This window comes from Rhizobium sp. Leaf306, assembly GCF_001423425.1.
GTDB classification, from domain to species: domain Bacteria; phylum Pseudomonadota; class Alphaproteobacteria; order Rhizobiales; family Rhizobiaceae; genus Neorhizobium; species Neorhizobium soli.
On sequence record NZ_LMNX01000003.1, the window covers coordinates 85,076 to 110,546 of the forward strand.

Here is a 25,471-nt window from a genome sequence, read left to right on the forward strand (position 1 = left end):
GCACTGGCTGCCTTGATGATCAAGGCGGATCGCGAAAGAGCGCTGCGGTCATTCGCTCAAGCCGTCATAACGACAGAGCCAAAGGTAAGTAGGTAACTTATATTCACCCATCCACCAGACACAGGTTGATGTGAACATGAATGAGGTTTGGTCGGGGCAAGATAACAAAACCTGAAGGGCTACCATGAAACGGGACGACGAATACATTAGGCAGCTTCTGTTGGATCTCGAGGCTTCCGAGGAAACCGACTTGGTCTCCACCCTCCTCATTAGTTCTGATGAGGAGCAAGAGAAACAATACTACCATCTGCAACTTCTTTGCGATGCCGCCTTGATGAAGGAAGTCCAGACAGGCGTTTTTCGTATGACCAATCAGGGCCATGATTTTGTCTCTGCGATCCGATCCGATACCGTCTGGAAAAAGACGAAGACTGGTGCTGGTAAACTGGGCGGCGTGTCGCTTGAGATCTTGAGAGATATTGCGACAGCATACATTAAGGATGAAGTGAAGAAGGTGCTGGGTATTAGCCTTCCGTAGCTTGTCTGCGAGACTTTTGGCCCGCACCACAACGTCACGCCATCTACCTCAAATAAGGACTCGACACCCTCATAGGGTGTGCAATGATAGTTCTTGATTGGGGGCAATCATGAAAGACTGTCGTGCACTTTACTTTGCGCTTCCGCTGCTACTCGCCAGCTGTGGTTCCATATCACTTCCGGCCGCTGTTCGTCTGGAGAACGGCGAGGCTCTCATCGGTACTACTACGGCGGCGGTGAGCGGGGGGACATTCACTGTCAACAACACCGTCGGCTCGATCGGATGTTCCGGCAGCTATGACGCTCTTGACACAAGGCCAGTTCTCTCTACGCCGTTCAAGTGTTCCGACGGCAGGTATGGAACCTTAACGGTCCTAAGAACCCCGGATGGCCGCGGTGGCTCAGGATCTGTAGTCCTTTCAGATGGGCAGCAGGGTCGCGTAGCATTTGGTGATCAGGCCAGTGCGGTGTTGAGCCCTGGCCTACCAGCTAGCTCGATGTCGGTCATGGCGCAAGACCCGAGCTTCGGAGGTTTATCGAGTACTACTTCTGGCCGAACATACAGCGGAAACTGCCCTACTCCCGAGAGCCTTGACGCCGCGGGTAGACGCTGCGGTGCAAGGAGCGCGGCGTCGAAGGCTGGCGGTTACGACGGATATAGCTCGTCGGCCAGCAATTCTCCATCGTACAGTGTCGGAACAACCTATGTCCGCGGCTACTATCGAAAAAATGGGACATACGTACGCAGCCACTCGAGACGAAGGTAGCGGCATCTGTGCCGCAGCTTAGACTTTGGCCACGTGCAGAGCGCTGACATCAATGAGGGAATGGCATGAACCTCTTCATATTGGTGTGGTTCGTCTCGCCTGCAAAGCGCGCCTCCACGCCTGTTCCATGAAACTCATACGCGCCCGGCCTTCCGGTTCGCTCCTATGGCGGAATCAGTGCCGACTGAAAGCCAGATGGTCCCGCGCTTCTCTACTGCCGCGTATCGCTTCGGAACGCGCTTGTAGATGTAGTAGGTGTCGCCGCCCTTTGTTATCATTTCGACCGCCCGTGCCGCAATTGTGTAGCACAGGTTGCCAACGATAGGTGCCCGCCCTACCCCGGGCATATACCTCTACTATCCCGGCAGGAGATTGCTTCGGCCCGGTCTCAGAGCGTTCATAGATGTCCTCAAGGCTTCGGATCTCGGCCGTAAAAGGAAAAACGACAGGTTGCGGCCGGCGTCGACTTAAAGTGGGTTGAGAAAAGACAAGGGCGATAACGACACCGCTTAGTACAATATCTATCCGCCGTCCGGGTCTACGGATTTCCGTCAAAGGAGATCCGGAACATGGATAAATACGATCGTTATTCGCCCAGACATCCGCAGATCTGGCCCGTAATCGCGGCCTACGGGATCGTCGTCCTCAGCGTCGCCGCGTACAGCGTCCTCAAGTCTGATGCCCCGCGATATCGTGGCCCATCGATAGCTTGGGCAACGCAGCTTGCCCAGCCGGGAAGCAAGAGCCGGAACCCCGGCGTGCACCGTGAGGCCTCTCCCGGCGCGCACGTAGACTAAGCGCCGAGCCCTCGCGGCTTTCGCCCCGAACAAGCGTGCCCGATCCTACAATAATACGGTCATTGCCGCCTCTAGTGTCAAGCACATGCCGAGACTGGCACGAATAATGGAGCGACTTGTGACCTACGACCTTTCCCGCAGACAGACACTCATTGCAGGGGCAGCCGTCTCTTTCTCTATGTTCGTGCCGGTCGCCGACGCAGCCGACAAAAAGAGACCCGCGGACATCAAAGGAGAATTCGAAATGACCGAAGCATTCGTCAAGACCAAGGATGGCGTCCAGCTGTACTTCAAGGACTGGGGTCCCAAAGACGCCCAGCCGATCGTATTCCATCATGGCTGGCCGCTGTCGTCTGACGACTGGGACGCCCAGATGCTTTTCTTCGTCCAGCACGGCTACCGCGTCGTCGCCCACGACCGCCGCGGTCATGGCCGCTCGTCCCAGGTCGCTGACGGCCACAACATGGACCAGTACGCCGCCGACGCTTCCGCCGTCTACGAACACCTGAACCTCAAGAACGCAGTCCATATCGGGCACTCGACGGGCGGCGGCGAAGTAGCACGCTACGTCGCGAACTATGGCGAGCCCCAGAAGCGCGTCGCAAAGGCCGTACTGGTCAGCGCCGTCCCGCCCCTCATGCTCAAGACGGAGTCCAATCCGGGCGGCCTTCCGATGGAGGTTTTCGACGGCCTGCGCAATGGCCTTGCTGCCAACCGCGCGCAGTTCTATCTCGACGTCGCTTCCGGCCCGTTCTACGGCTTCAACCGCGAAGGCGCGAAGGTCTACCAGGGCGTCATCCAAAACTGGTGGCGGCAGGGCATGATCGGCGGTGCGAAGGCGCACTACGACGGTATCAAGGCGTTCTCGGAAACCGACCAGACCGAAGACCTCAAGAAGATCACGGTGCCGACGCTGGTCATGCATGGCGATGACGACCAGATCGTCCCGATCGACGACGCGGCGCGCCTGTCCGTGAAGCTGCTGAAGAACGGCACCCTCAAGGTCTACCCCGGCTATCCGCACGGCATGCTGACGACACACGCCGACGTCATCAACCCGGACCTCCTGGCGTTCGTGAAGGGCTGAAGCCCTTGAGGCTGCCCAACGGGAAGGGCCGCATCAATGAAGGATGCGGCCCTTTCAATAATATGGACCATCTCGGGAGATGAGGCGTCCCAGCGTCTCTAGGACCCTCTACGTCACGACAATGGGTCGACAGTTCACTTGGCTCGTCGGAAAAATGGTTTTGCTACTAAGGCTCCCGGTAATATTGCCCTCACGCCGACTGCATTCCGCGGCCATCAGGCGCTACGACTCAACAGAAATGACGGAGATGAGCGCCATGTCCGCAGTTGAAGTCCGCCCGAACTAGGACATTCTAGGTTCGGTCCGCGGGAACATGAAAATCCCTTGAGGCTGCTCGTGCCGTCAACGCCCTGGGCTTAACCTTACTCCATAACGCATTCAAAGCCTTCGTTGATCGGCCTGCCGACGCGGCAGCAGAAAGGCCTTGCGAAATGGACCGGCATAAGCCAGTCCCCGGTTTCGCTGAGGCCTTCGAGCATTTTGAGGCGTGTGGGAACAGCTAGGTCAGGCGCGGCGCATGCACCCGAGTTCCAGGTCGGGAAGTGAACCTGGATGGGATGGTGGACGATATCCCCCGTGAATACGGCCTTGCCGCCGCCTGACGTCAACGTCAGATGGCAATGTCCCAGGGTATGGCCGGGACTCTCCTCGATATAGAGCTCGTCGCAGATGTGGTGTGGCGTATCGACGAGAAGCCATTGGTCGCTGTCGATGATCGGCTGGATGGTATCGATGATCATATGCTGGTTGTCAGCTAGGCGCTGCTCTTCGCCGACCAGGAGCTCGAACTCCGAACGGGAAGCTATGTATTTCGCGTTCTTGAAGGTCGGAACCCACCGGCCGTCGACGAGACGGGTATTCCATCCAACGTGGTCGATGTGGAGATGAGTGCAGAAGACAATATCGATATCTTCAGGGTCTACCCCCGCTGCGGCGAGGTTTTCCATGTACCGCGAGTTCATCATCGAGAAGAACGGGCTGTCGGGACGGTTCTTGTGGTTGCCGCTGCATGTGTCGACCAGCACGGTAAGGTTCGGTAGTCTGATCAGCCAGCTATGTATCGATCCAACAAGCCGCCCGTCGTTCGGCGAGTAGTGGTCGGGAACCATCCATTGGAGGTGTTTTTCGACCGCCGCGTCGCTCCAGTCGGGAAGGAACGCCTGCGGCGGAAACCCCAGACCGTGATATTCCTCGATGCGTGTGACCTCGGCTTTACCGATTTTCATCTTGTTTCGTCCCCTTCGATGCCCGTCCAGTTATGACGGGCACTATGGTCTGATCAAGCTAACCCTATGGCTAGGTATGGCGGGAGCTTCCGACGGGTTATGACGATGATGGCGTTCCGCTTGGACCGCTTTGTCCTGTCCAATGGCTAGTGAGGCTGAGGGAACTGAATGGCGGTATTGAGATTTCTCGATTTCGAACTCGATGAATCTCGACGGCAGCTCACGCGCGCGGGACAGCCTGTAAAGCTGGGCTCGAAGGCACTGGATATCCTTGTCGTACTCGCCTCGAAAGCCGGAGAAGTCGTCACTCGCGAAGAACTCTTCGACGCCGTCTGGTCCGGAAGCTCGTCTGCTGAGAATTCCCTGCGCGTCCAGATAATGGCCCTCAGGAAGGCTCTTGAACCAGAAGAAACCGACGGCCTCGTGCAGAGCGTCGCAGGTCGCGGTTACTTGCTGTCCGCATCCGTTCAAACCCACAAACCCTCAGAGATGCCCGCACCGCGCGCCCCTGAAATCAGGGGGAATTTGCCCGGCATCCATACGGCCGTGGTAGGTCGAGAAGACTTTATCCAGAGGTGCCTCAATGCGCGAAGGACGCGCGTCATGAGCGTCGTCGGTCCCGGCGGCATCGGGAAGACCACCGTCGCGATCGCATTCGCAAACAGGATCCGCGACGACTACGAATCCGCTTTCTTCCTGGACCTCGCTGCACTGAGCGCCGGAGCGAGCATCGGGGCGACACTCGCCTCGTTGATGGGATTGTCGGTATACGGAGCCGATCCCATGCCTGGGGTTATCACCGCCATCGGTCAGCGCAAGCTCATCTTCGTCTTCGACAACTGCGAACACGTTATCCAACAGGCCGCAGAAGTGATCGAAAGGGTGAGCCTTGCCTGCCCTAACGTATTCATCCTCGCGACCAGCAGGGAAACGCTCGGCATACCGTCGGAGATGGTCCGACGCCTTGGCCCGCTCGACACTCCCGCGGAGGGTGAGAGTCCGTCCAGTCCGTCCGGCTACTCGGCCATGGCGATGTTCATGGACCGCGTCGAGCACTCCTTTGATGTCGGCTCCCTAAACCAGATCGACGATCTAGTACGTGTCGCCGCGATCGTCCGGAAGCTGGACGGGATTCCTCTGGCTATCGAATTCGCCGCTGCCCGGGTTATCGACCTCGGACTCGACCAGCTCCTGCACTCCCTGGACCAACCCCTGACAGTGCTCCGACGTGGACGTCGCACCGCACCTCATCGCCAGCAGACACTCCAGGCGACGCTCGACTGGAGTTACGGCTTCCTGACGGAGAACGAGAAGACGGTCCTGCAGGTGCTATCCGTATTCGCACAGACCTTCTCCAGAGAGGGCGCGGCCGCGGTTTGCGGTACGCTCCTCCGCAACGACGACATCGAGGACGCGATCTGGGGTCTGCAGTCGAAGTCCCTCCTTAGCAGGTCGGACGCCGGATCGGCGCTCCGACTGCTTGAGACAACGAGGGAGTACGCCTCGATAAAACTTCGGTCGTCCATGAGGGAAACCACGGCGCGGGAGGCGCACGCTCGCCTTGTCCTCTCCCGCTTGCGGGATGCAGAGCTCGATTGGGACAATCTGGCGACATACCAATGGCTGTCCGGCTACGGCGGACTGATCAACGACTTGCGCTTGGCGCTGGCGTTCTCCGAGACGGTACGAGATACGCGGCTGTTCCTGGAGCTCGTCGCGGGTTCGGGTTTGCTTTGGACACAGCTCGGGCTGATGAACGAGCAGTTTCTCTACATCGAGAAGGCTATCGCAGCCCTCGATCAAACGGATGCACCAGACCCCGCGATCGACACCCAGCTCCGGTCGGCATACGGCGCTATCGCCTACAACGTCCACAGCGTCGCGGGTGACGCGGAAGCGATACGACAATTCGATCTCGCCGCGTCATCGGCCCGAAGGCTCGGTGAAACGACAAAGATACTGCGAGCTCAAAGCGGAATCTGCGCCGTCCTGACCACGCAGGGAAGATATCGCGAGGCCTACGAGCTGGCGTTGACGTTAAAAAACGAGATGGGAGACGCAGCGGAGTCTGCCGTCAACCGTATACTGGCGCACAATAGCCACTATCTCGGCCGTCACGCCGACGCGTTTGCAATGGCGGAAAAGGCCCTTCGTGCAAACGGTGTGAATTTAAGGGGCACGCTTACGAGCGGGGCGAATTTCGGCCAGAAAACCCTTTGCCTGATGATCATGGCGAAGACTGCCTACCTGCGTGGCGAAATAAGGAAATCACTTGATCTGCTGGACGAGTTGATAGCGGACGTAATGGAGGTCGATCACCCGATCTCGACCTGCCTCGCGCTTTCGGTCGGTGTGTGCCCGGTGTATTTCGGCCTCGGCATGAATGAGAAAGGGAGATACTATCTCGAGATACTTCGCGACATCTCGACCCGGAACTCGCTCGTTCGCTGGCAGGAATGGGCGAACGGTTTCGACTACGCTCTCGGCACGGACATGGTCGCGCCCTCTACCGCCCTAGCCAGCTTGAGGATCGGAGGCAACGGGCCAAGGCTCGAGAATACGGTCATGATCGGCGGCGAACGTATCGTTCTCGAACTTCTTGAAATGGCACTATCCGGGGAAGCAGGCTGGTGCGAGCCGGAACTGCTGCGCCTCAAGGGCACCAAACTTTTGCAGCGCCGCGACGGCGACGGCCGTCTATGGTTGTCACGGGGCTTCGAGCTGGCGTCCCGTCAGTCCGCCCTCACGTGGCAGCTGAGATGCGCGAACAGCCTTGCGGGCTCTGCCACTGCCGCTACCTTCGACGAGGACCGTCGACGCGTCGAACGATTGCTCGGTCAATTCGCGGAGGCGCCGCCGATTGATCTCGCTATCTCGGAGCGTATCCTCGAAGGGACGTCCGGGATGTGCGACGCTGAATAATGACTAATAGTGGCCGCCGGCCACCGGAAAAAAGGACCGATGTCGTGTTGCGTTCGTCTACCCTCGCCCTTGCCGAAAGGCTTTCCTCCATGCTCCCCGACGAATTCGCCAGAACCGTCCTCGCCGGTTCTCTCGGCGTGGCCTGGGACAGCGCGAACCCCATCAGGGCCAACCTGTTCGCGGCGGGAATGCGGGAGGTGGTGACCTACATCCTTCACCTTCTTGCTCCTGAAGAGGCTGTCAAATCCTGCGATTGGTACGAGGCCTATCGCGAGAAGCAGAAAAAGGACTGCGAAAAACTGAAAATCGAGTTCAAGGACCAGCCCACTCGCGTGCATCGTATGGTGTACGCCACCCAAGGCGGCATATCGGACAAGGTGCTCGAGGAGCTGGGCATCGATATCGGTGATGCGCACAAGCGACTGCGCGCAGTCGTAGACGATCTCTCTAAGCATACCCACGTCAGACCCGGTACCCTTGTCAACGGAGACGAAGCCGTCGCGGTATTCATGGAGCAGGCGCTGGAAGCCATGATGCGGTTTCTTAGCGCTGTCGCGGACGTGCGCTCGGCGATCTCCGTCGCAGTTTCAGAGCATGCCAATGATCTAGCGATCGACGCTCTCACCGACAGCGTCGTTCAGGAACTGGACGAGCTTTCTACTCATACCGTTGTCGACGAGGTCATCGCCGACGATATTCGCGTCGTGGAAATAGGTCCGCGAGACGTAAAACTGGACGTCAGGGGGACAGTCTATGTCGAGCTCAACTATGGCTCTAGCTCTGACTTCCGCCGGGGCGACGGTGCGTCGATGAGGGGCAAGTATCCGTTTTTGGTCAGAATGGTCGCTCCCGTGGCCGACCTCAAGCCGGGGATCGTTGGTCGGGTCAGGGTCGACAACAGCAGCTTTTTTGAGTGAACCATCGTTGGCCGGCGTGCCGTCGATGGCATATGATGCCGGACACATCGACGGCGCATGCTTGCTGCCGCAGTCATTCCACCCGAACTCATACCTCAATCATACAATAAAACACTGTCCTAACGTTGTTTCCTGCATCCGAAGATATCAACGGATAAGGAGCTTCCATGTTAAAAACGATGTTGTGCTCAGCCCTGCTCGCAACTGCTTTGAACGCGACGCCCGGCCGGACAGCTGAAACGAAACCCACTATCGTCCTGGTGCACGGTGCGTTCGCCGATGGCTCCAGCTGGAACGGTGTGATCGCGAAACTCGAGAAGGACGGCTACAAGGTCGTCGCGGTCGCCAATCCCCTTCGCAGCGTAAAAAGCGACAGCGCTTACGTGAAGCGGATCGTTTCGGGTCTCGACACGCCAGTAGTGCTCGTCGGCCACTCCTACGGAGGTGCCGTTATTTCGGAAGCGGCTACCAGCGACAGCAAGATCAAGGCTATCGTCTACGTCTCCGCTTTCGCGCCGGACATCGGCGAATCCTCGCTTAGTCTGACGGGCAAGTTCCCGGGCAGCACTCTTCCACCAACACTCGACAAGCCCGTCGAGCTGGAGAACGGGGTGAAGGACCTCTACATCCAGCAGGCCAAGTTCCACAAGCAGTTCGCCGCCGACGTTCCCGAGAAGGCAGCTCTCGCAATGGCCGCATCGCAGCGTCCGGTCACCGACGTCGCTCTCGGCGAAGCCGCTACGAACGCGGGCTGGAAGGATATCCCATCCTGGTCGATCTACGGCTCGGCCGACAAGAACATCCCTCCGGAGGCATTGAAATGGATGGCGGGTCGCGCGAAAGCTAAGGAGACGGTCGTCGTCAAGGGCGCGTCACATGTCGTGATGGTCTCGCATCCCGACCGCGTGGCGAAAGTGATCGAAGACGCAGCGACGGCGAAGTAGCGCCGTCCCGTTTGTAAAAGAGGGTGCGGCGAATGTGCCGCTCCTCGTTTCCTGCTCGGTCCCCCCACCATGAAGCCTTCAGGCTTCAAGCGTAGCGCAACGTGACAAGCGCGTTGTGCCTCGTTTGACATCTGCTCTGTGTCCCACTCTACCCTATCGATTGTAACAGTGACTGATGATTGAAAATCCGCAGGCCGTGGTTGTTGTGAACGAGCCCATCGACCTCGTCGCGTCCAAACATTCACCTAAGTATACGGTCCCTAAAGCATGGGAATCCGTGTTGGCGGTAGGCCGAGCAAGCGTCAAGACACTCGTTGCCGCCGGGGAGGCGCCTTTCGATCGCTCCTTGAGCTCTCAGTTCCCGAACATTGGATTTGCCACCCTCATCGACATCAGCAAGATCAAGACGACGGTTAGGGAAGTCATCCGCCGATGAACGCGGAAAACACGAGGAAGGCCCACGCCCCGCTCGAAAGCGGCAAGGCCAAGGGCAAGATCGTTCTCGAGGGTGTTTGACAAGACCGGGCGGCAACTCCGGTGGCCGCCTCCCCGATCCGTGACGTCGCCCATCCGTCAGCATGTCGCGACGGAAGACCAGAGCAAGAAAGCGCAGAACAATGGACGCTAACCAGACCGTACACCTCGTCGCAATACTGAAGGCGAAATCCGGCATGGCGGAAGAACTTCGCCGTCGGCTCGAAGAGATTATTCCGTATGTCAGGAAAGAGCCCGGATGCCTAGCCTACAACCTGCATGTGGACCGGAATGACGCCACGGTGTTCGTCATGATTGAAGCGTGGGAGACTGCCGCGACGCTCGACGCTCACGGCTCCGCGGCTCCGTTCCGCTCGCTGCAGTCCCATTTCGACGAGCTGCTCGCCGAACCGCTGTCGCTACAGCTCCTAAGCCGCCTCGCCTAACCGCCATCCCGGCCAGAGGCCACGGATTGTGGCCTCTGGCCGAGGCCTTATCGTTTGCAGGTCAGAGAACGTTTTCCACGAATGACGCGACGGCGTCCGCACAGAATGCGGGCTCCTGATGATGCGGCCCATGTCCTGCCTGGGGAATGGTGACGAGGTGCAGGGTCTTCCATTTGGTCGTTAGCGGCAACCAGTTTTCGATTGGGCAAGCGATGTCATGGTCGCCACTGATGACCAGAAGCGGATGCGCGCCGGAAGCAAGGAACTCCATATCCGCGCCTTCGGGATCGGGATAGATCGTCGTCTTGTCCTTGGCTTCGCTTAGCAACTTCATGAAAACGGCCTCCGGAATTACCGGGGAACGATCGACTCTGCGGCTTTCGATACGGTCGTAAGACTTGCGGGCGGCTTCGCGGCTTCGTTCGGAATCGGGTTCGAAGAACAGGATGGTCTGGTCCTCGAGGCCGTTGAATGGATGCATGGCGGTCTTGATGAAAAGCGGCTCGCCGCTGACCTCGGGTTTGCCCGGAGGTGCCGTGCCGATGAGGATCGTGTGAGAGACCATCTCCGGATAAGTCGCGGTGAACTTCTGAGCGACAACGCCGCCGAGCGACCAGCCGCCGATGACGACCTTCTCTAGGCCGAGAAAGTCGATCAGATCCTTGGCATCCTTCGCGAGGGAGGCGCGGTCATAGGTCGGAGTTCCGGTGGATGCACCGAGGCCCGTGTAGTCGAAGATGACGACCGTGAAGTTCTTTGAAAGTTCGTCGAGGAACAGCGGGTCCCAGGAGTCCATGGTGCCGCGGAACCTTATATTGAGGACAAGCGGCGTCCCGCTACCAAACTTCCGGTAAGCGATCTTCCGGTCTCCGAGGTCGGCGTATTTCGTCGGGGTCGTCGAAGCGGTTTCTGTCATGAGGCTCTCCTGATGTTTGGGAGAGCCAATAGGTTTGAGAACCTCTTTTATTGTAGGATGCCGCTTCCGCTTAACGAAGGAACAATGCACCGACCTCGCGATCGAGGACGATTTCACCTTCCGTGCTTAGCCTTCGAAACATTCGCATGGCGGAAGGACTGTTAGGAGCTGCGAGGTGGAAGGCTTCGCTACGGCGAAGTCCGCGCCTCATCGCGCCTCTGGTATCAAAGTGCTGATCGTACGCCCTGCGGGGCGTTCCCGATCCTCGTATGAAGGCCGCTTGCTGTGCCTTAGATACTTCCAGCCGGGCGCCCGCCGGATTTGCTTTGTACCAAAGGCCCGCTCTCCCGAGTTCATCCGCCGTTATCCCGAGACATGCGAAATGATAAACGTGTCCGTGCGCGATGGTACAAGACGACGGCTTAGATCTTGTCAGATTCGATCTCGAATTCGGCAACAGACGGCGAAAAACCTCCGCAATCGCGACCGTTCAGGAACACAAAATGAGCAGCTCAGACGTCCAACTTCTCGCGATCGCCGTCGGAGGAGTTTTCCTTCTTGTGGGCTTGATCGTATCCCGCATACGGATTCACCCGCTCCTCGCTCTGATCGTTACCTCAATACTGGTTGGCCTCGCCGCCGGAATGCCCATGGACAAGGTCCTGAAGTCAGTCGAGAGCGGCGCGGGAAATACCCTCGGCGCGATTGGCCTTGTCGTCGCGCTTGGTGCGATGCTCGGGAAGATACTTGCCGATACCGGGGTAACGGAGGGGATAGCGGAGACGATCATCAAGAGAACGTCGATCAGGCTCCTCCCGTGGGCAATGTCCGGCGTCGCTTTCATCATAGGCATTCCGATGTTCTTCGAGGTCGGCCTTGTCGTGATGCTTCCCATGATCTTCAGTGTAGCGAGGAAGCTCGACGAAACAGGGCGAATTCGAGGTTCGGCATACGTCTATGTCGGCGTTCCGGTCATTGCCGCCCTCGCGGCGATGCATGGCATGGTTCCGCCGCATCCCGGGCCACTCACAGCCATCGCGTCTTTGAAGACCAATATCGGGGCAACGATGCTCTACGGGTTTGTCGCTGCCATTCCGGCGATCGTACTCGGCGGCCCGCTCTACGGCGCATTCGTGACTCCGCGGCTCGCAGTCAGGCCGGACCCGTCCCTAGTCCAACAATTCTCCGGATCGGCAGAAGATGCTCCTAACACGTCCGGCTGGCGGCCCGGACTTGCGTTGAGCGTACTGGTCGCGCTGTTACCCGCCCTGTTGATGCTACTGAACGCCATCTTGGAACTCGTTATGCCGAAAGACACGGCCGCATCCCGGATCGCCGCATTCGTAGGAGACCCGGTGATCGCAATGGTCATCGGCGTTATATTCGCGGCCTGTGTTTTGGTCTACGCCCATTCGGGGGACGCGGAGAAGCTCCGAACCTCGTTGTCGGCGAGCTTGAAGCCAATCGCCAACGTCCTGGTGATCATTGCCGGCGGCGGGGCGTTCCAGCACGTATTGACAGACGCCAAGGTCGGAGACGCCATCGTTCAAATGAGCCAGCAATTCCAGCTCAGTCCATTGATCCTCGGCTGGATTATCTCGATGCTTCTGTCGGTTTCCACGGGTTCTGCGACAGTGGGAATTGTCGGCGCGTCGGGTCTACTCGCACCGCTCGCCAATGCTGAAGCCGTTAATACTCCTCTTCTTGCTCTCGCGATCGGCTGCGGTTCTCTTTTCTTCAATTATGCGAACCACGCGGGTTTCTGGCTCGTCAAAGAATCCTTCGGCATGACGATGGGCGAGGCGACAAAGACAATATCCGTCATTCAGTCGCTCGTTTCCGCAGTTGGCCTGATAATGGTGTTGCTAATGAATCTTCTGCCACCCTTGGTGTAAGCAGCGGTGCGGCTCCCCGTTGATCGCGCGCAAAAGGTCGAAACGGTTGACTCATCGACGAAACGGCACTCACCGGCGAAGTTGTTAATACCAAAAGGTTACCCGAACGAAACCAGTATAGAATACCCCCCATCTGCGTGGGTCCTTATCCTTCCCTGATGACGAATTCGAACCTCTTTTCGTCACAACAGAGAGGAAAGCAAATGTCCCTGACAATGAAGATCAGAAACTACCTTACGGTCTCCGCCATCGCGGCGTCGATTGCGGTGAACGCACCGATGGCCACCGCCTCTGCAACGTCGATTACGGATCTAGTGTTTCCGGAAACGGTGCCCGTGCCAATAACGAAGCCGGATCGTGTAGTCACAGGTTCAGTCCCGCGGGTTGCAAAGGTAAGTGCGGCGCTCGAGGGCAGGCGTTTCGAGGCGCATGAAGCACCAAGGGAGAGGCAGCGCGTTTTGAACGCTAAGGAGCCGAAGCGATGACAATGCCTCACCTTCACCCCGGACGTCGCGGGGCAATCGCCCGCGCCGTTAGGGTAGTTCCAAGCCTTCAGATGGCGTTTGGACTGTACTTCATGGGTATTGGCTTGCTTGCGCTTGTACTGGCGCTCAGCCGGAAATGATGCACTCTGGAAGGACGTGCCATCGGTTTGGCTTCGGCGGCGGGCGTTCTGTTTCGACGACGGCACGTGTGTCCTTGTAAGGGGCTGAGTGCGCGCGAATTTCCCGGTTCCGTTGTGCCGGTGGTAGTTGCGTCACGTCTCGCAAACTACGGTAATCCATCCATTAGGACGCTCGCCGACGTCGTTCTAGCGGTTGTCTCAGCGGATAGATTGACGACTTCGATAGCGCTGCCATTTCATTCTCAAAACGCGGGCGCTTCTACATCGCCGTCTCGCGTCTCTTCGCCTCTTTCAAGGGTACCGACAGCTCTGCTCTAGCCCCTCCACCCGGTCTGTTAACGAGGCTTAGGGAGCCGCCGAAACCCTCTACAATGCTTTGACTAACCGTGAGACCAAACCCGAGATGATCGGATTTCGTGCTGAAAAACGGGTCGAAGAGAAGCCCAGCGTGTTCTCGCCGTATTCCAGGGCCACGATCCGCAACTACTATACTGAGCTCTGTCGTCTTCGTACGTGTGATCGTGACAGAGATATCCGGCGGTTCTCCCGTCGATGATCTAGCTTCCAGTGAATTCTGTAGAAGCGCGAAGATCACCTGCTGGAGCGCGACGCGGTCCACCGAGATCAGCGGGAGACCTTCCTCTGCCACGATCGAAAGATTGTTTCGCTTGGCGTCCAGAGGATCGAGGAGGAGATCATAGGTTCGGGCTATCACCTCGACAATGTCTATGGGCTCGCGGGTCTGGTGCCCGCTCTTCAGGGCGTCGCGAGCTGACGTGCCGATATCCGACAGGCGCTGGGTGTTCCAGCGTAGCCGCTCCATGACTTTGGCGACCGCTGCGACACCGTTTACGTCGGACGCGATCAACCTTGTCGCTGTAGCAACTTCGAGCGAAATCGCTGTAATGGGCTGGCTAATCTGATGGATAAGTGATGCCGACAGAGCGGACGCGGCAGCGATCCGGTTCACCCGTGCGAGTTCCCTGCGGGCATCGCCAGCTGTGTTCGAGCGATCACCCGAGGTCGAAGTGTCGAGAAAAGCCGCTCTCGCAATCCCGTGTTCTGAAATCGAGACTGTGAACGCGAAAACCCGAGACGTACCGCCAACATCCGATAGGTTCGCCAGACCACAGACAGCTGACGCATCCGCGACAAGCGCAGACAAGATCGCTGTCTCTACGTCCATCGCATGTCTACCTCGAGTTAGCTTCCTTACGGACTTCAGGTCTGAGAAGCTTCCGAAGCCCAGCGACGACCACGTGCGCTGACTTGCATTCCGCATCCTGACGTTCTTCCTCAGGTGTTCAGCGTCTGCGGGGTGATTTTCGAGATATTTGCGGATATCCGTGACGCCCAGCGATCTAAGCGATCCTGCCAGTCGGCCCAGCGACCTCACGTCGTATTCGATCCAGCCTAATTCTCTCGTTTCGAAAATCGCCCTGAGCCTTTCGTCGGCTCCACCCATCCATTTTTCGCGTTCGTCTGAACGAGCCTGTAGATCGAACTGCAATCGCGAGATGGTCTCCCGATCTTCGACCTGTCTTTGAACGTCTATCAGGCTGCCGAACCACTTCGACGTCTCGCCCGTCGTCGGCGACCGGACCGATCGACCGACAGCCTCCATCCAGCGGTAGGAACCGTCGTTCATCCGCATCCGGGCATGAGCTGAATAGAACGCGCTTCCTGTATCGACCGCGATACGCCATGCGCCCTGCATCTTGTCGAGGTCCGCGGGATGTATTGGATCGATCCAGCTCTGCTCGTGGATCGCATCGGAACGGGAGATGCCGAACGTCTCCGTGTAACGGTCATTGAGGAATTCGCATTGGCCGCCTGTGCTTGTGCCCCAAACTACATGCGGCAGTGCGTCAGCGAGTTCTTGGCGTTCGCTGCTCGCGATGTCAGCTCGTCTGCCGAGTTTATCCCTACGCCTCCGCTGACACAGAAGAGTAAGGGCAACAACCAGAACGACGGTCAAAGCCAGCAGTTTGTCCCCAGAGAGCCAGATAGAGTATGACAGGTTCGTGCCACCACTCGAAACAACCATCATGGAACAGGCAAAGGTCCATAACGATGTGAAGCGAGGGCTCTGACCATGCGAGCCTAGAAATAGTGCCACCAAATATAGATTGGAAGTCGAGCCCTGGCCTATCCCCGAATTATCCAGACAGATGCCAACTCCTGCGGATAGAACGCCCATTAACGACCATCGTTCGCTCAAGTCAGCAGCTCGACGAGCAACGCCTCGGATAAATGGACCTGCCACCATATTCGATCGTGACCACTGGGATGCAGCGTTGATATTTTTCAGACCTAGTGAACTGGCGTCGCTGGCTATCTCGAACATACGGCCTCCCTCTCGACGAATACCAAAACGCGGCAGCCTACAAAACGCCGCCCTCCTTCCTCCTCCGGCAGAGACTGATTCTACGAACCAGCGATCGCCGTAGATGATGGCTTACGGGGAAGCCGCGGGCTCCGTCGGTCTGGGCTGTCAGAGCTCGGATATCGCCGCTGATTGCCTCTGAACGAGAGATGTAGTGCTAAGGTATTAGCATCACAAACTGGCCGTCTGATACCTATCTGTTTGGGTAGGGGTAGCACCGGAGATCTGCAGATTTAGAACGAGTGGCTTCGGGTGTGTCAGCTGCTGTGACAGGTAGAATTGGGTATTCGTCACGAACGGTCGAAATCACTTTCCTTCGCTCTGAATAGATTCCTAAGCAAGCCTACGGCCGATCGTTTTTCGCCTGACCATTGTCATAGTCGGAGATGGCAACGACCCAGACGGTTGATAAGGACGTTCGAAACAAGGCTGGATTTGAGCGGGAGCGATATTTCGCGTCTCGGTCCGGTGCTTTGCGAATACGCCTCGGTCATGGCCCGTGCTGAACGCCTGCTGCTCGCCCTCCTCAGGGCCGGACGCGTCTGGACTGGAGACCTCAAGGTCTCGTTCTACCAGTCGCTGGGGCTGTCGGCTACTCATCTCGACATGGCCTATCGGCAACTGATGGCGAAGCTATCGTCGGTGGCGGAACTGGCCACGGAGCGGCTGAAGGACCTGACGCAGAGGATCGGCTCGAAGGGACCGACATTGCCCGCAAACAAAACAACTACGACGCTCGATATCCGGACTGGCGAAGACCCGGCTTGAGACGGCGTCGCTCCAGACAAGGATCGGAAAGAGACGTCTTGCGCTGGTCGCGGCTGGTGACAAGACCCGGGACGACCAGCAGTTCGTGGTCAAGCTTCTGCTCGGCCAGTATCATGACGGAGTGGAGGGACGCAGATCGCTCGAGGAACAGGTAGCGGACCTTCGTTTCGGCCTGCACCAGCACCAGCGGCGTCTCGGAGTTCTGGAAGACAAGCGCGCGGAGGCTGAAGAGCAGGCGAACAACCCTCACTGTGCTTCGGCTCCGCCAAGCTCTACCGTGCCCAGTTCCACCTTGAAACGAATGGCTATTCCGGCATGGCGGAGTGCGCAACGACTGGCGCAACAGACGTTCGGCACAGTTCACGCTCGACGGCAACAGCAGCAAGGGGGCGATATCGCCGCTGGCGAACCAGCAGGCTCGCGACCATTGGACGAGGCGAGCCTGCCGACAACTTCTCGTCTCTCACAACTTGAAGCACCTAAGTCATGCGCCGCGTCGGTTAACAATCCGTTAAGCCTCAAAGGCCAGCAGCCCCAGTCAAACATCGGTTCAACCCTCTCTCCCAGTGCTGCAGCGCGCCTCCTCTCGCGACGCGGCGATCGTGCGCCGGCCTCCCTTCGGGTAGAGGTCGGCGCGTTTGTTTTAAGCTGCGACCCGGCGCGCTGCTTTGTCGATCGCCTTACGGTCTGATCCGTGCACCGCGATGATCTTCACAGCGTCATCGATAGAGATCCTATGCTTCTTGGCCAGAACCTTTGGGTCATAGAGGTGCGATAGCGCAGGAGCGCTGTGCTGGTCGGGCATGATTGTCTCCTTGAGGCGAGGCGGCGGAATAGATACCGCAAAGGCGGCTTCCGCTCACATATGTTCGATATAGGTATCGGACTCGCGTATCTCAAGCTCCAGTGGAAGGCGAAGCCAGACTGCCCGAATACTTGAACAGTGATTTGAGCGCCTTAGAGTGTTAGCCCGCCGGTGGAGGCCAGCGGGCCGATTGGTTTAATGGCAGTCCGCTACGATCAGCTTGCATTCTGGGCAATCGGCCATCGCCGCCTGAGTAGCGGCCTTCTCGGTCTTGCCGATCCCGGTGCCGTAGCTCGCCTTGTTACCGACGTATGCGCCACACTGTTCGAAGGTCAGCACGACCTCGCATGATTCATTGCCTGCAGATTTGCATTCGCTGATAGCTGAAGAAGACGCTTCCTTCTTGGTCGAGCCGTAGCCGACGGCGTATCCTGCTTCTTCTGCTGCAGTGCCGGTAGAATCGTTGACTGCGATAGCTCCTGTTGCAAATGCAGACGAGGCGAGCACGCACGAAAAGACCGCCGCAGAAAGTGCAGCGCGAATAACGGAAGTCATTTGATAATCCCCTGGGCCACATGATCGTGGCACGTAAGCAGTAACCTACTCTTGCCGATTCGCAAGTTGCTCTTGAGATTAGTGTTAATCTACACGGTTCAAGTATTCACCCGCGCAGTCCGATCCACATCAGGCCTTGCCTGGGGCGATTGCGCCGCTGACATTGATTAGTGCGTACGTATAATCCACTGCACGACCTTTGGTTACGGTCGACACCAAGTGCAACATCTAGTTGTTTCCTTTGTGTCCGTTACGGTGCGGGGCGTTCGATAGGTAACGACAGGATACGCTGTTGGCTAAGTCCGGTCGCCGGTTCCGGGTCTGTGGTTCAAGAGCACCCTCAACACCCAAGCCCGCAGCGCTGCGGTCGCCGGGACGCAGGTCCCGACCCGCGAGGACGACGTCTGGCGGGCGACCGCCTCGCGGAGCGGGAGGAACCCTTGCGGGCGGAGCGGACCCGCTCCATGGCCGCACGGCGGAGGCGGGACGTTCCCGCCGGAAGCCGCTTCAGTCATCGGGCCAAGGGGCAGGCCGGATGCCGGGAATTCATTCCTGAACCCACGTTCGTTATGACGGTAAAGCCAGTGCTCCAACGGTTCGTCACGAACCGTTGGATTCGACCATGCCTTCCCATGCTCGGCAACATCGACAACGCAGAGAGGACAGTGATGAATTCCAGGTGGCTCTCGTGAGCAAGGAAGGCGGAAGAGCTCCTTTCAAAACACGGGCGCCCGAAGGCCCTAAAAGGAGCTACGAGATTTGATGGGATGGCAGCCGCTTCACGATACATGTCGAACTGAGCGGCACTGTCGCATCCTGACGCGGGAGGGCGATGAGTGGACCGACCGTACCCGACGACCGCGAAGGCCGTGAGGGAACTCGACCCCTCAACGATGACACCTGAGCCGATAAGCCTCTAGTCCCATGCGACCGCTTTAACCAAATCCACAAAGGCGCGTAGCTTTGCCGGGATATGGCGCCGGCCGGGATAATAGAGGCATAGGCCGGGATAGGGTGGGGTCCAATCGGCCAGGACCTGAATCAGGCGTCCAGCCGAGAGATCGTCTGCGACCTGCCATTCATTGAGATAGGCCAATCCCACGCCTTCCCTTACAGCCCGCAGCATGAGATCGCTTTCGTCGAGCGTAAGCCGCCCAGGCACATCCAGAGTGAAAGCTTCGCCTCGCCTTTCAAACTCCCAGCGATAGATCGAACCGCTCGCCATGCGCCCGCGGATACAGTCGTGCATTTGCAAGTCGGAGGGCACCCCCGGGATGCCCTTCACCTCGAAATAGGATGGCGTGCCAACGATCGCCGGGCGTACGGAATGGGTGATCGGCACGACGACCATATCCGGCGGGACAGCTTCGCGGATCCGGATACCGACATCGAAGCCTTTGGCATTAATATCCACCAGCGCGCCTTCGGTGACAATCTCCACGCCGACACCGGGGTATCGCCTCATGTATTCCAGCACGAGCGGTGAAAGGACCATTCGCGAGGCACCAACCGAGGTATTGATGCGTAGGGTGCCCGTGGGTACGCTTCTGTGCTCGTCAACCAGATCGACTGCATTGCGGATCGTTGCTAGTGCCGGCGCGATCTCCGCTACAAACAGCTTACCCGCCGCGGACAGTGCTACGCTTCGGGTCGATCGATTGAAGAGGCGAACGCCCATCCGCGCCTCGAGCGTAGCTATCTGTTGGCTTAGCGTTGAGGACGATACGCCAAGCTCGCGGGCGGCGGCGCGAAACCCGGCGTGGGAAGCCACAGTCATTACGGCTTCCAGTTCGGCCAGGGTACCTCGCAACATTGTCCGTAAATCCTTATCAGCCTGTCCGCGTTCGCTCAGCTTATCAATGCAATGAAAAATTGCCAGATAGTCCGCATCACTTCCCTATGGAGATAGACATGCGCAACATCGACAATATCTACATTGACGGGCGTTTCGTCGCCCCGCACGGCACGGAGACCGCCGACCTGTTCAACCCTTCGACGCAGGAAAGAATTGGCACGGTAATCCTCGGTGACCTTTCGGACGCACGGGACGCTATCGCCGCGGCAAAGCGTGCTTTTCCAGCTTTTTCGCGGAGCGGCAAGTCGGAAAGGATTCAAATGCTGGAGAGCCTGAGCGCTGCAGTCTCCGCTCGCAGTGCCGAACTTACGCAAGCCATGGCGGAGGAATACGGCGCACCACAGTATTTCACTGGTTTCGCCGTAGCGAATGCCGCATCCGCTTTCCTCCACATGGCGCAGGTGCTCGGAAACTACGAGTTTACGCGACGTATCGGAAACGCGGAAGTCAGGATGCAACCGATTGGGATTGCCGCCGCCATAACTCCGTGGAACAGCAATTACGGCTTCATCTGCTCCAAGCTGGCGGCCGCGATCGCAGCGGGCACGACGATCGTGATCAAGCCCAGCGAAATGAGCGCCATACAGACCCAGCTTTTGACTGAATGCCTTCATGAAGGCGGGTTGCCGAAGGGCGTTTTCAATATCGTCAACGGGCGCGGTGACGTCGTCGGCGCCGAATTCAGTCGCCACCCCGATATCGCGAAAGTGACTTTCACGGGATCGACCGCAGTCGGAAAGGAAATACTGCGGGCTGGCGCGGATACGATGAAGCGGGTGACGCTTGAATTGGGTGGCAAGGGCCCGAACATCATTCTCGATGACGCGGACCTCAACAACGTGATCGCGACCGTGCTGGGAATGGGACTCGTGAACAGCGGCCAGGCCTGCGTTGCAGGTACCCGCATCCTGGTCCCCGAGAGCCGGATAGACGAAGCGCTGGAACGTCTGAAACACGAAATCACACAATTCAAGACGGGGTTGCCTACGGACCCCGATGTCAGGGTCGGCCCGATGGTAAGCGAGAAGCAGTACGAGAGGGTTCAGTCCTACATCCGCCTTGGACTTGAAGAAGGAGCCGACTTGGTTGCCGGGGGCTTGGGAAGACCCGAGGGACTAACCCGCGGCTGGTTCTCTCGACCAACGATCTTTACCAACGTCCGAAACGACATGCGGATCGCACGGGAAGAGATTTTCGGGCCGGTGCTGTCGGTTATCACCTACCGCGACGACGAGGACGCAATCCGTATCGCAAATGATACGGACTACGGACTTCAGGCCTACCTGCATGGCAAAGACATGGCGCGCTTGAATGACATCGCTTCGCGTTTGGACTCGGGTCGTGTCGTCATCAACGGCGCTCCCCATGAGCCCCTTGCCCCGTTCGGTGGCTTCAAGCAATCAGGAATTGGCCGCGAATTCGGTGAATTTGGCCTAGAAGGCTTCCTTGAACCAAAGGCGATCTTAAGCCCGATCGCGCAGTGAGCCGGCTCAGGAGAGTTTGAGCCGCTTTCCCAACTCTCATCCTGGACCACGATTTCAAAGGCGCTGTCCCGGATGACTTGCGCGAACCGTCGCCACTCGGCAGACGAGAGGTTCGTGGCGGTAGTGAACGGCTGGATCTCTGGAGAAACGAGATGGCGCGGTGTCGGCGCTATCTCGAACTTTCAAAGGGACGTGGAGAAAAGCGCCGGGCACGTACTACGATGCTCCTAGCCGAAATCCGGGCATGAGTACCGTTCTGCGAACCGCGCTTGCCCAACCTTCGTGAGGTCTAGTCTCGGTGCACATCCTGCTGACAGCGGCGAGGCTTGACCACTGTGAAGCGTCCGAAAAGAAGCGCTTGAGTACAGCCCGCCGTCTAGCTAGGTCGTTAGAGCCTTAGGGCGCGGTAGCGCCAGATAGTTCTCCGTCCAGCTCATCCAGCGCGAGCGGGAGGTCAAACTCGAAGCTGGCCCCTCCTCCGGCCGGATTGGTCACCGTTAGTTCGCCACCCATGGTTTCCACGGCGGACCGGCAGATTTGCAGCCCCACGCCAATTCCCGAGGACTTCGTGGTGAAGAACGGCTCGAAAAGCTTCTCTAAGTGCTCCTCGGCTATTCCGGGTCCTGTGTCTGCCACCTTAATCCGTACGGTTTTTTCATCTTCGAGGAATTCCAGCGTGACTCGGCGTACCCCGATTTGGCCGCGCATCGCGTCGACCGCATTGGTTATCAAATTCACGAAGACCTGCTGTAACGCGACAGGGTCGGCTTTGACCGGCGGCAGACTGTCCGGGCAGACAATTTCCAGCTCGACATCGGCTCTTTTAAGATCATGGTCGATTAGACTGCGTGTTTCGAAAGCCAGTAGATAGAGATCGATAGCCTTTCCGGCATGTCGCCGTGCCACGAGGTTCTCCCGGGTCCGTTGTACGATGCCCGCCACGCGTTGCGCGTTCTTCTCGACACGCTCCAAGATGCGTTCCAAGTTATCTAAACCAGGCTTTTCGCGGGCAATAAGGCGTAACCCCGTCCTCGCATCTATCACCATGGCGGCTATGGGCTGGTTCAGTTCATGCGCGATCGACGCCGAGAAAGCGCCAACCGTCGCTACGCGATTCGCGCGAGCAAGTTCTGCCTGCGCAGCCTGGCGTATTTGCTCGACGCGCTCCTGTTCAGAAAGATCGACGTGGCTGGACAGGTGCAACCCTCCGGAGAGCCGCGTTACCGTGAAGTAAACCGGAATTCGCCGCCCCCCCTTTCCGACGAGCACGGTCCGACCATCAATGTCGTCGACACCGTAATAATACATTTCGAGCTGGCGCAGGAGCACTTCATGACCGTCTTCCGCGTTCTGTTCAGGAGGGTTGGCGACAAGGTCGGCGACGCTATCATAGCCCATCATCCGAGCCAGAGCTTGATTGACCCGGACAGTCTGGACCAAGCCTAGCGCGCGCGACAGTTCTTCCGGGTGCGCAATCATGTAACTTCGCAGATCGGTAACGCCACTAGCCTTGATCTCGTCCAGGATCAACTCCGCCGCGCTGAAATCCATCTCGGCGAATGTCATGTTGCTGACGTCGAACAGCCCCGCATACCGGCGCTCCGTGCGAGTGAGCTCCGTTGTTCGCTCTACGACACGCTGTTCCAAGGTTTCATTCAGCTCGCGCACCTTCTGATGCGAAGTCACTTCGTCGTGGATATCGGATATGCCTCCATAGTAGCGGATCTCGTTTGATCCTTCAGCAGAGTGGACCGGGCGCCCCACCAGCGACATCCAGCGGTAGCTTCCATTGGCATGACGCAGACGGAAGCTGGCACGAAACTCCATCTTCGAAGAGACCGCCTCGCGTACCAGACGCAGGTATACCTCCCGATCATCCGGGTGGCAGTCCTCTATGAAATCCTGACGGTCCAATGCCTGCTGGACGTCTCGGCCAGTAATCTCCGTGTACCGACGATTAAAGAAATCGATCTTCCCCAGCCCGTCGGCCCGCCACAGAATCTGCGGAACTGAATCCGTGAAGTTGATGAGCTCAGTCCTGCTGATCTCCAGTTCGTTCCGGAGCTGTTCAAGCTCCTGTTTTGCAACGACCTCGTCGTGAACGTCCGAAAGTCCACCGAAGCGCTCCACGAGGCCGGTCAGAGGCGAGTATGCCGGATTGTCGTACACCTGCATCCAGCGATAGGATCCGTCTGCCTGACGAACCCGCACCTTTATGTTCGTGGTTGTGCGGGTCGCAACCGCTTTCGAGACAATCTCGGAAAGCGCTTCCATATCCTCCGGGTGCACCACGTCATTGTAGCGCTGACCTTCAAGGACCGTCCAACGATCTAGCCCTGTCACCGTCGTCCAGCTTGCGTTGAGGTATTCGATTTCTCCGCGGGGGTTGGAACGCCATAGAACGAACGGCACAGAATTGGCAAAGAGTTCAACCTCGGAGCGACTACGCTCGAGGTCAAGTTTAGTGGCCTCTAGCCGCTTGCGGCTGACTAGCAATGCACCCGTTACGGTAATGGCTATACAGGCGAAAAGGCAGCGCAGGGCATTTGCCGGTGTCGGGCTTTCGAGATGTACAATCGCCCAGGAAAGCAATGTAAGGCAGACGCACGCCTGTGCAGCGCGCGTGACTTCCTTTCCGCTACCTGCCGCGGAGACAAGTACCAGAACGGCTAGATAAAGAACCGCCACCGAGTAGTCGTAGTTCGCAAAGCAGTCGAATATGAAAACCAGTCCCGCAAGAAGCGCGGAAGCGATCAGTAATAAGGGACGCTTCAGTCGCCTGTTCATGAAACGCAGGCCCTCTCTCGCCGCGGTATGTCGATCACTCCTTAAAAGAGTGTAGTCGCACGATCTTTAGCCCGGCGGCCGGTCCAGCGAAAGGATTCGGACCTAGCGGATCTACCGGAAACCGTCATTGTTACGTTTTTCATCGAGATCATCAACGAGTCAATGATCGAGGTCTTGCGTCAGAATGGATACAACGGAACTTGCAAAAGATCTTACGACAAGTGCCCTTTGAGGAGTAGTTGGATATGGGCCGATTCCGCGATGCCGAGACGCAGATAGGGCTAGCGATGGGAACAGAGCATATTGAACCGCCACGTTCAGTCCTCCGTTTCCACTATTTTTAGGGCAACGCTCAACTCTTCCAGCAGAGTTGCGGTGTCTCCCCCGCCCCGGCGTGCTTTGTCCACAGCCGCCGCATCCGACTCTCCGGTCCACAGTCCTATGACATCGTCCACGAGCCACTCCGCCAGGTTTCGGCCGTTTGCGGCAACCGTTCCTATCGGCGGGCGCTTCGTGTTGCTCCCGTTGTCAAACCTCTCTTGAAACAAGCGCGCCGGCATCACCGGCATAGTCACGCCACCGCATCGCGGGCCCACGAATAGTATGAAACTCGAGGGCTGTTTCGCGAGGTCGCGGAGCTGCTGCATATCGACCTCATAGTATTCCCCCCGACGCGGTAGCGCCTCTGAACATGCGCTTCGCCTGAATGAACAAGGCCCTCTCCGCGAACATTTTGCCGTTTTTACTGGCCTTCAGGATATCCTCGGGGACCTGCGGGCGAGCGAGCAGTTCGTAGCTGGCAGCGGTGGTCACGTCCGCATCAGGGTCATCGATAGCCCAGCCAACGCGCCCAACGATCTTGCCTTCGCTGACAAGCGAAGGCGCGCCGTGATTGAAGAAACGCAGTTTGCCGCTGTACGCTTTAACTTTTGCCCTATGCCAGCTCGAACTCGATCTCGTCGACCACTATTGCTGGGTTGCGTATCCGCGTTGTGAGAACGCGTCTACCTTTAGTGCCTCATCCCACGAACACCGTGAAGCTGCTCACGCGTGGCTCCATTGTTTCTTATGGAGCGACGCGTCAGAGCTATTGAAGTCGCCATGGTCGAAACATTCCATAAGGAACGAGAGAGCGCCCGCTGTCCATCTCGTGGCGTACGTCTGAGCAACACCCCGATAGCTCTCGCGTTGTGGTTGCCAGCCGCGCCCGAACAAGGAGATCTCACCATTGTCCGCCAAAACACGACCTCCTTCATACCCGGTAACTAAAATTTAACC

20 protein-coding genes are annotated in these 25,471 nt (G+C 58.1%); 11 read left to right on the forward strand and 9 right to left on the reverse strand.

All coding sequences use genetic code 11. The features are described from left to right. Positions 1-184 precede the first annotated feature (184 nt). Complete coding sequence (locus ASG19_RS13940; protein WP_062458328.1) at positions 185-538, forward strand: DUF2513 domain-containing protein; 354 nt, start codon at positions 185-187, stop codon at positions 536-538. 1,669 nt (positions 539-2,207) lie between these two features. Continuing rightward, positions 2,208-3,188, forward strand: coding sequence for an alpha/beta hydrolase (locus tag ASG19_RS13955; protein WP_062458338.1), 981 nt, complete (start codon positions 2,208-2,210; stop codon positions 3,186-3,188). Between the two features lie 362 nt (positions 3,189-3,550). Here ASG19_RS13955 and ASG19_RS13960 read toward each other — a convergent pair whose 3' ends face one another. Next, positions 3,551-4,414 carry an MBL fold metallo-hydrolase gene (locus ASG19_RS13960; RefSeq protein ID WP_062458341.1) on the reverse strand — a complete coding sequence of 288 codons (864 nt, stop codon included), beginning with the start codon at positions 4,412-4,414 and terminating at the stop codon, positions 3,551-3,553. Between the two features lie 168 nt (positions 4,415-4,582). Here ASG19_RS13960 and ASG19_RS13965 point away from each other — a divergent pair, with 168 nt between their 5' ends. From ASG19_RS13965 to ASG19_RS13985, 5 genes are all read left to right on the forward strand, one after another. Then, complete coding sequence (locus tag ASG19_RS13965) at positions 4,583-7,336, forward strand: winged helix-turn-helix domain-containing protein (RefSeq protein ID WP_062458344.1); 2,754 nt, start codon at positions 4,583-4,585, stop codon at positions 7,334-7,336. A gap of 89 nt (positions 7,337-7,425) precedes the next feature. Next, positions 7,426-8,253, forward strand: a complete 828-nt coding sequence (locus ASG19_RS13970) for a hypothetical protein (RefSeq protein ID WP_062458347.1) — start codon at positions 7,426-7,428, stop codon at positions 8,251-8,253. A 167-nt stretch (positions 8,254-8,420) separates the two neighbouring features. Beyond that, positions 8,421-9,197 (forward strand): alpha/beta hydrolase, encoded by a 777-nt coding sequence (locus tag ASG19_RS13975; RefSeq protein ID WP_062458350.1) that lies wholly within the window; start codon positions 8,421-8,423, stop codon positions 9,195-9,197. Between the two features lie 175 nt (positions 9,198-9,372). After that, the gene (locus ASG19_RS24475) at positions 9,373-9,633 is read left to right on the forward strand and encodes a hypothetical protein (RefSeq protein WP_156466513.1); all 261 of its coding nucleotides are present in this window, start codon (positions 9,373-9,375) and stop codon (positions 9,631-9,633) included. 181 nt (positions 9,634-9,814) lie between these two features. Next, the gene (locus tag ASG19_RS13985) at positions 9,815-10,117 is read left to right on the forward strand and encodes a putative quinol monooxygenase (protein ID WP_062458356.1); all 303 of its coding nucleotides are present in this window, start codon (positions 9,815-9,817) and stop codon (positions 10,115-10,117) included. Positions 10,118-10,178: 61 nt separating this feature from the next. On the opposite strand, the gene ASG19_RS13990 is transcribed toward ASG19_RS13985, so the two are convergent. Continuing rightward, complete coding sequence (locus ASG19_RS13990) at positions 10,179-11,033, reverse strand: alpha/beta hydrolase (RefSeq protein ID WP_062458359.1); 855 nt, start codon at positions 11,031-11,033, stop codon at positions 10,179-10,181. Positions 11,034-11,536: 503 nt separating this feature from the next. On the opposite strand from ASG19_RS13990, the gene ASG19_RS13995 reads away from it, so the two are divergent. Together ASG19_RS13995 and ASG19_RS14000 are read left to right on the forward strand one after the other, a co-directional pair. Next, entirely contained in the window at positions 11,537-12,928 is a 1,392-nt protein-coding gene (locus tag ASG19_RS13995) for a gluconate:H+ symporter (protein ID WP_062460353.1), read from the forward strand. A 203-nt stretch (positions 12,929-13,131) separates the two neighbouring features. After that, positions 13,132-13,413, forward strand: coding sequence for a hypothetical protein (locus tag ASG19_RS14000; protein WP_062458362.1), 282 nt, complete (start codon positions 13,132-13,134; stop codon positions 13,411-13,413). Positions 13,414-13,812: 399 nt separating this feature from the next. Here ASG19_RS14000 and ASG19_RS14005 read toward each other — a convergent pair whose 3' ends face one another. After that, positions 13,813-15,603 carry an ATP-binding protein gene (locus ASG19_RS14005; protein ID WP_062458364.1) on the reverse strand — a complete coding sequence of 597 codons (1,791 nt, stop codon included), beginning with the start codon at positions 15,601-15,603 and terminating at the stop codon, positions 13,813-13,815. A gap of 771 nt (positions 15,604-16,374) precedes the next feature. Here ASG19_RS14005 and ASG19_RS14010 point away from each other — a divergent pair. Further along, positions 16,375-16,707, forward strand: coding sequence for a hypothetical protein (locus ASG19_RS14010; RefSeq protein WP_156466514.1), 333 nt, complete (start codon positions 16,375-16,377; stop codon positions 16,705-16,707). Here the strand turns inward: ASG19_RS14010 and ASG19_RS14015 are convergent. The 4 genes from ASG19_RS14015 to ASG19_RS14025 all read right to left on the reverse strand — a co-directional run bounded on the left by ASG19_RS14015 (position 16,667) and on the right by ASG19_RS14025 (position 19,880). Next, positions 16,667-16,957 carry a hypothetical protein gene (locus ASG19_RS14015; RefSeq protein WP_062458370.1) on the reverse strand — a complete coding sequence of 97 codons (291 nt, stop codon included), beginning with the start codon at positions 16,955-16,957 and terminating at the stop codon, positions 16,667-16,669. The two genes, ASG19_RS14010 and ASG19_RS14015, sit on opposite strands and share 41 nt — an antisense overlap. Positions 16,958-17,350: 393 nt before the next feature. Further along, positions 17,351-17,512, reverse strand: coding sequence for a hypothetical protein (locus ASG19_RS24250; protein ID WP_200933906.1), 162 nt, complete (start codon positions 17,510-17,512; stop codon positions 17,351-17,353). A 195-nt stretch (positions 17,513-17,707) separates the two neighbouring features. Further along, the gene (locus ASG19_RS14020) at positions 17,708-18,067 is read right to left on the reverse strand and encodes a DUF4189 domain-containing protein (RefSeq protein WP_062458373.1); all 360 of its coding nucleotides are present in this window, start codon (positions 18,065-18,067) and stop codon (positions 17,708-17,710) included. A gap of 916 nt (positions 18,068-18,983) precedes the next feature. Further along, positions 18,984-19,880: a LysR family transcriptional regulator gene (locus ASG19_RS14025; RefSeq protein ID WP_062458376.1), complete on the reverse strand. Its 897-nt coding sequence runs from the start codon at positions 19,878-19,880 to the stop codon at positions 18,984-18,986. A 98-nt stretch (positions 19,881-19,978) separates the two neighbouring features. Here ASG19_RS14025 and ASG19_RS14030 point away from each other — a divergent pair, with 98 nt between their 5' ends. After that, a complete protein-coding gene (locus tag ASG19_RS14030; protein WP_062460355.1) occupies positions 19,979-21,406 on the forward strand; it encodes an aldehyde dehydrogenase family protein in 1,428 nt (475 codons plus the stop codon). Between the two features lie 396 nt (positions 21,407-21,802). Here the strand turns inward: ASG19_RS14030 and ASG19_RS14035 are convergent, their stop codons facing one another. Together ASG19_RS14035 and ASG19_RS14040 are read right to left on the reverse strand one after the other, a co-directional pair. Beyond that, positions 21,803-24,193, reverse strand: coding sequence for an ATP-binding protein (locus ASG19_RS14035; protein ID WP_062458379.1), 2,391 nt, complete (start codon positions 24,191-24,193; stop codon positions 21,803-21,805). Positions 24,194-24,510: 317 nt separating this feature from the next. Then, a complete protein-coding gene (locus ASG19_RS14040; protein ID WP_062458382.1) occupies positions 24,511-24,840 on the reverse strand; it encodes a hypothetical protein in 330 nt (109 codons plus the stop codon). Positions 24,841-25,471 lie beyond the last annotated feature (631 nt).